The following is a 6264-nucleotide window of genomic DNA, read 5'->3' as shown; positions in this document are numbered from 1 at the left end:
CCCCCCCCCCCCCCCCCCCCCCCCCCCCCGCCCCACCTTCGACAGGTCCATGGCGGCCATGGGACACGCGCATTGGTAGCGCCGACCCATGATCGGCGGGAATGTTCCGCCAACGGCCCGCTGCGCTCGCCGACCCTGGGTCGGCGCTACCGCTTTTCTTCTTTTTTCATACGCGGCGGGCGGCCCCGGAACCCGTCAGGGCGCCGGGCGGTGGGGCTGGACGGGGGCGTTGAGCGCCATGGATGGCGCGAAACGAGGCACGCATGGATGCAGCCTTTGCCGTCCCCCGACCAGCCCCACCGCCCGGCGCCAACCAGCCAGCGTGCTCCAAGCAGCCAGCCGCGAGGGGGCTCAGCCCGTTCGACCCACCTCACCCGGCCGCACCCGGAACCACGCCGCATACAACGCCGGCAGGAACACCAGCGTCAGCACCGTCCCCACGATCAACCCGCCCATGATCGAGATCGCCATCGACCCGTAGAACGCGCTGCGCGACAGCGGAATCATCGCCAGCACCGCCGCCAGTGCGGTCAGCACGATCGGACGGAAGCGCCGCACGGTGGCATCCAGAATCGCGTCCCAGCGGTCATGTCCGGCATCGATGTCCTGCTGGATCTGGTCGATCAGGATCACCGAATTGCGCATGATCATGCCGGCCAGCGCGATCGTGCCCAACAGGGCGACGAAGCCGAACGGCGACCGGAACAGCAGCAGGAACAGGGTAGCGCCGATGATGCCCAACGGCGCGGTGACCAGCACCATCGCCGTGCGCGAGAAGCTGCGCAGCTGCAGCATCAGCAGCGTCGCCACCACCACCAGGAACAGCGGCATGCCGGCCTTGATCGAATCCTGGCCGCGCGCGGAATCCTCCACCGTTCCGCCGGTTTCCAGCAGGTAACCGCTGGGCAGCTGCGCGCGGATGCCTTCCAGCGTCGGCAGCAGCTGCTGCACCACGTCCAGCGGCTGCATGCCATCGCCGATATCGGCACGCACGGTCACCGTCGGCAGGCGGTCGCGGTGCCAGATGATGCCATCTTCGAAACCATGCTCCAGCGTGGCCACCTGGGACATGCTGATGCTGCCACCGGAGGGCGTGGGCATCTGCAGGCTGCCCAGCAGTTCCAGGCTCAGCCGCTCATCGTCCGCGCCCCGCACCACCATCTCGATCTGCCGGTTGCCTTCGCGGTACACGCTGGTCGTCTCGCCGGCCAGCGAACTGGCCACGAAGTTGCTGACCTGGGCGCTGGTGACCCCAAGCACGCGGGCACGGTCCTGGTCGATCACCAGCCGCACCACCTTGCTGGGTTCGCTCCAGTCCAGGTTGACGTTGATGGTGTGCGGGTTGGCGCGCACCTTCTCTTCCACCTGGCGGGCCAGCGCCTGGACCTGCGCGATGTGTTCGCCGGAAATGCGGAACTGCACCGGATAGCCTACCGGCGGCCCGTTCTCAAGCCGCGTCACGCGCATCTGCACGTCCGGGAAGGCGGGCACCACTTCGCGCTGCAGCCAGTCACGCACGCTTTCACGTGCACGCGTGTCATTGGCCAGTACCACGAACTGGGCGAAGTTGGTTGCCGGCAGCTGCTGGTCCAGTGGCAGGTAGAAGCGCGGCGAGCCGGTGCCGACGTAGGCCACGTAGTTGCGGATGCCATCGCGGCCCGCCAGCAGCGTCTCCAGCTTGGCAACCTGGTCGCGGGTGGCGTTCAGCGACGCGCCTTCGGCCAGCTCGATGTCCACCATCAGTTCCGGCCGCGTGGAGTCCGGGAAGAACTGCTGCGGCACGAAACGGAACAGAAGCAGCGAGCCGACGAACAGCAGGATGGTCGCGGCGATCACCCACCAGCGATGGCGCAGGCACCCTTCCAGAAAGCGCCGGAAGCGCACGTAGAACGGACGCTGGTACGGATCGTGGTCGTGCCCATGCACCGGTGGCGCGAGCAGGTTGGCCAATGCCGGGAAGCGGTCCGCCCACGCCTGCCGCCGGGCATGCCAGCGACCCAGCAGGCTGCCCGGTCTGGGCGGCTGCCGGTTGTACAGGTCCGGCAGCATCTTGTCGCCGAGGTAGGGGATGAACAGCACCGCCGCGATCCAGGACACCACCAGTGCGATGGTCACCACCTGGAACAGCGAACGGGTGTACTCACCGGTACTGGAGGCCGCGGTAGCGATCGGCAGGAAGCCGGCTGCGGTGATCAGCGTGCCGGTCAGCATGGGGAAGGCGGTGGATTCCCAGGCGAAGCTGGCCGCGCGCAGGCGATCGTAGCCCTGCTCCATCTTGGTGGCCATCATCTCCACCGCGATGATCGCATCGTCCACCAGCAGGCCCAGTGCCAGCACCAGCGCGCCGAGCGAAATCTTGTGCAGGCCGATGCCGAAGTAATGCATGACGAAGAACGTCATCGCCAGCACCAGCGGGATGGTCACCCCGACCACCAGCCCGGTGCGCAGGCCCAGCGAGAAGAAGCTCACCAGCAGCACGATGACCACCGCTTCGGTGAGCACCTGCACGAACTCGCCGACGGATTCTTCCACCGCCTGCGGCTGGTCGGACACCTTGCGCAGCTGCATGCCGGCCGGCAGCGTCTTCTGCAGCCGTTGGAACTCCGCATCCAGGTGCGAACCCAGCGCCAGGATGTCACCGCCGTCCTTCATCGCCACCGCCAGGCCGATCGCATCCTCGCCCATGAAGCGCATCTTCGGCGAGGCCGGGTCGGCGAAGCCACGATGCACGTGCGCGATGTCACCCAGGTGCACGGTACGCTGGCCGACGCGGATCGGGAACGCGCGGATGTCGTCGATGCTGTTGAACTGGCCACTGACGCGCAGCTGCACGCGATCGCTGGCGGTTTCCAGGAAGCTGGTATTGGCCACCCCGTTCTGCTCGGCCACGGCCTGCTGCACTTCCTGTCGCGAGATGCGCAGCGAAGTCAGCTTGGTGTTGGACAGTTCGATGAAGACTTTTTCATCCTGCAGGCCGACCAGCTCGACCTTGCCCACGTCCGGCACCCGCTGCAGCTCCAGCTGGATGCGATCGGCGTAATCGCGCATCAGCGCGTAGTCGAAACCCTTGCCGGTCAGCGCGTAGATGTTGCCGAAGGTATCGCCGAACTCATCGTTGAAGAACGGTCCGACGATCTCGCGCGGCAGCGTGGCCTGGATGTCGCCGACCCGCTTGCGCACCTGGTACCAGAGGTCGGGGATCTGCCTGGAACGCAGGTCGTCGCGCGCCACGAAGATGACCTGCGATTCGCCCGGGCGCGAATAGGAGCGGATGAACTCGTACTCGCCGGTGTTCATCAGCGCCTTCTCGATCGGCTCGCTGACCTGTCGCGACACCTGGTCTGCCGTGGCCCCCGGCCACAGCGTGCGCACCACCATGATCTTGAAGGTGAAGGGAGGATCCTCGGACTGCCCCAGGTGCTTATAGGACCACGCCCCGATCAGCGCCAAGGCAAGCATGGCGAACAACACCAGCGGACGATTGGCCAACGCCCACTCGGAAAGATTGAAGCGACGCACCGGCTTACTCCCCCGCCTTGGTGGCGGCGGCCGCTGCCGGCTTCAGCACGGGGCGGTTCTGCCGGTCCACCGCGGTCACCGACTGGCCTGCGCGCAGCAGGTGGCCACCGGCAGCAACCACCCAGTCACTTGCCGTGATGCCGCTCAGCACCGGCACGGTATCGCTGCCGTAGGCCCCTGCCGTCACCGGCACCGCCTTCAGGCGCGAGGTCGAAGGATCCACCACCCATACGCTGGCGCGTTCGTCGGCACCGCGTTGCAGGGCCGCCAACGGCAGTTGCAGGGCGATTTTTCCATTGCCTCCGGACACGCCATGCACGCGCGCGCTCTGGCCCAGGCTGACATCGGCCAGCGCGTCGGCGGCCAGGCTGACCCGCGCAGCGAAGGTCCGCGATTGCGGATCGGCGGCGGCGGCGACCTCACGGATCGTCCCCGGCAGCATCGGCCCACCGCGGCTCCACGGCTCCACCTGCACCGCCGTACCGACCGGGAAATCGCGCAGCATCGCCTCGGGCAGATCGATCCGCACCTCGCGGCCATCGTCGGCGGCCAGCGTGAACAACGTCTGCCCGGCCGCCACCACCTGCCCGGCTTCGGCATCGGGCTCGCGGCTGGCAATCACCCCGTCGGCGGGCGCGCGCAGCTGCGCATAGCCGGCCTGGTTGCCCAGCACGTTGGCATTGGCACGCGCAGCGTCCACCTGGCCCTGCGCCGCTTTGAACGCGGCAGCCTGCTGGTCCAGTGCCGAGCGGCTGATCAACTGCTGCGCCGCCAGTGCTTCATAGCGTTTGTGGTCGTCACGGGCGCGGACCAGTTCGGCCTGCGCGGCTGCCAGCTGCGCCTGCGACGCGCGTGCCTGCAGGGCGAAGTCGGCCGGGTCCAGCTCGGCCAGCAACTGTCCCTTGACCACCCGCTGGCCGGCGTCCACGTCCCGCCGCAGCAGCTTGCCGCCAACCCGGAAGGACAGCGCGCTTTCCTGCCGCGCGCGGACTTCGCCGGGGAACACCGTGGCGCCGTCACCGGCCGCGACCAGCGGGTGCACCACCAGCACCGGCACGGCGGCGACGGGTGGTTCCGGCTTGTCGGAGCAGGCAGCCAGCGCGGCCACTCCCAGTGCAATTCCCATCCAGCGCACGCTCTTCATCGGTGTTCGTCCTGATTACGCATTCGAGTGGTGGCAGCTGCGCGGAGGCGCGGCGCCGGGCGGTTTAGTGAACCCGGCGGTATAGTATAAATATCGAACCGCTTGGTCTACTATTACGCCGATGATGTGTCCCTTCTCCCGCAAGAATGCGCCTAAACCTGCCAGCAAGACCGCAGGCCCGGGTCGCCCCAAGGACCTTGGCAAGCGTGCCGCCATCCTGGAAGCGGCCAAGGCGCTGTTCGTGGAGCAGGGGTACACCGGCGTCAGCATGGATGCCATCGCCGCCCAGGCCGGGGTGTCCAAGCTCACCGTGTACAGCCATTTCGGTGACAAGGAATCGCTGTTCACCGAAGCGGTCAAGTCCAAATGCGTGGAGATGCTGCCCGATACCCTGTTCGTCGCCGATGCCGAGGGGCCCCTGCGCGACCAGCTGCTGGGCATCGGCGAGGCGTTTTTCGAGCTGATCACCTCCGATGCAGCGGTGTCCGTGCAGCGCGTGATGATGGCGCCGGAAACCGATGACCGCCTGCGCGAGATGTTCTGGCAGGCCGGGCCCCGCCGCACCACCGAGGCGCTGGCCGAGTTCCTGCGCGCCCGTGCAGCGCGCGGCGAGCTGGATATCCAGGACTTTCCTACCGCGGCCCTGCAGCTGATGACGCTGGTCAAGGGCGAACTGCATACGCATATGATGTGCGGCCTGCAGCCCCCGTTGGCAGCCGGTGATGCCGGTCGGCACGTGGCGGCCAGCGTGGATTTCTTCCTGCGCGCCTACGTGCCGCACCCGGCCCACGCGGGCCCGGGCGGTGACTGACACCCACAACCTGAACAAGCCGGAGGTCGCGATGACTTCCGGCACTGCGACCCCGGCCGCCCTGAATACATGCTCCGGGTGCGCCGACGGCCTCCGGCACCGGTAAAATGGCCGGCCCACTGCGCTGGATTGGAACCTCATGACGATTGACTACGCACACGCCCGTGAACTGATGGTGGAACAGCAGATCCGTCCCTGGGACGTGCTGGACATCAAGGTGCTCGACGTCCTGGCGCGCCTGCCGCGCGAAGCCTTCGTGGCCGAGGCGCACCGTGCGCTGGCCTATGCCGACATCGAACTGCCGCTCAACGGCGGGCAGAAGATGATGAAGCCGGTGGTGGAAGGCCGTACGCTGCAGGCGCTGGACCTGCAGCCGGGTGAGGAAGTGCTGGAAATCGGCACCGGCAGCGGTTACCTGTCGGCCTGTCTCGGCGCGCTGTCGCGCGAAGTGCTCAGCCTGGAAATCGATCCGGAGCTGGCCGCCACCGCGCGTGCACGCCTGGACAGCACCGGCCTGGGCACCAACGTGCGCGTGGAAGTCGCCGACGCCCTGGGCTGGCAGACCGACCGCCGTTTTGATGTGATCTGTGTCACTGGCGCCGTCGACCGCGTGCCGTCACAGTTCGCCTCGTGGCTGCGTCCGGGGGGTCGCCTGTACATCATCCATGGCCGCTCGCCGGTGATGGAAGCGATCCTGGTCAAGGCCGATGGCAGCACCGAATCGCTGTTCGAAACCGATATCGATTACCTGCGCGGTGCCGCGCCGGCCCCCCAGTTCCACCTCTGAGTC

General features: G+C 67.5%; 4 protein-coding genes. 2 read left to right on the top strand and 2 right to left on the bottom strand.

Annotated elements, in window-relative coordinates:
- Positions 1-351 precede the first annotated feature (351 nt).
- Complete coding sequence (locus H9654_RS05745; RefSeq protein ID WP_191769728.1) at positions 352-3519, bottom strand: efflux RND transporter permease subunit; 3168 nt, start codon at positions 3517-3519, stop codon at positions 352-354.
- A gap of 4 nt (positions 3520-3523) precedes the next feature.
- Positions 3524-4663 (bottom strand): efflux RND transporter periplasmic adaptor subunit, encoded by a 1140-nt coding sequence (locus H9654_RS05740; protein ID WP_191769726.1) that lies wholly within the window; start codon positions 4661-4663, stop codon positions 3524-3526.
- Between the two features lie 121 nt (positions 4664-4784).
- Here H9654_RS05740 and H9654_RS05735 point away from each other — a divergent pair, with 121 nt between their 5' ends.
- A complete protein-coding gene (locus tag H9654_RS05735; RefSeq protein WP_191769724.1) occupies positions 4785-5474 on the top strand; it encodes a TetR/AcrR family transcriptional regulator in 690 nt (229 codons plus the stop codon).
- Between the two features lie 139 nt (positions 5475-5613).
- On the top strand, positions 5614-6261 hold the full coding sequence (locus tag H9654_RS05730; RefSeq protein ID WP_191769722.1) for a protein-L-isoaspartate O-methyltransferase family protein: 648 nt from the start codon (positions 5614-5616) through the stop codon (positions 6259-6261).
- Positions 6262-6264: the final 3 nt, after the last annotated feature.

It is taken from the genome of Stenotrophomonas lacuserhaii (genome assembly GCF_014836545.1).
Taxonomy (GTDB): Bacteria; Pseudomonadota; Gammaproteobacteria; order Xanthomonadales; family Xanthomonadaceae; genus Stenotrophomonas; species Stenotrophomonas lacuserhaii.
The sequence above is the reverse complement of the archived record's forward strand: the minus strand, read 5'-3'. Positions and strand labels throughout refer to the sequence as shown.

Bases quoted from the DNA above. Each gene is read 5' to 3' on its own strand.
- H9654_RS05740 (WP_191769726.1), bottom strand. From the start codon at position 4,663: ATGAAGAGCGTGCGCTGGATGGGAATTGCACTGGGAGTGGCCGCGCTG.
- H9654_RS05735 (WP_191769724.1), top strand. From the start codon at position 4,785: ATGATGTGTCCCTTCTCCCGCAAGAATGCGCCTAAACCTGCCAGCAAG.
- H9654_RS05730 (WP_191769722.1), top strand. From the start codon at position 5,614: ATGACGATTGACTACGCACACGCCCGTGAACTGATGGTGGAACAGCAG.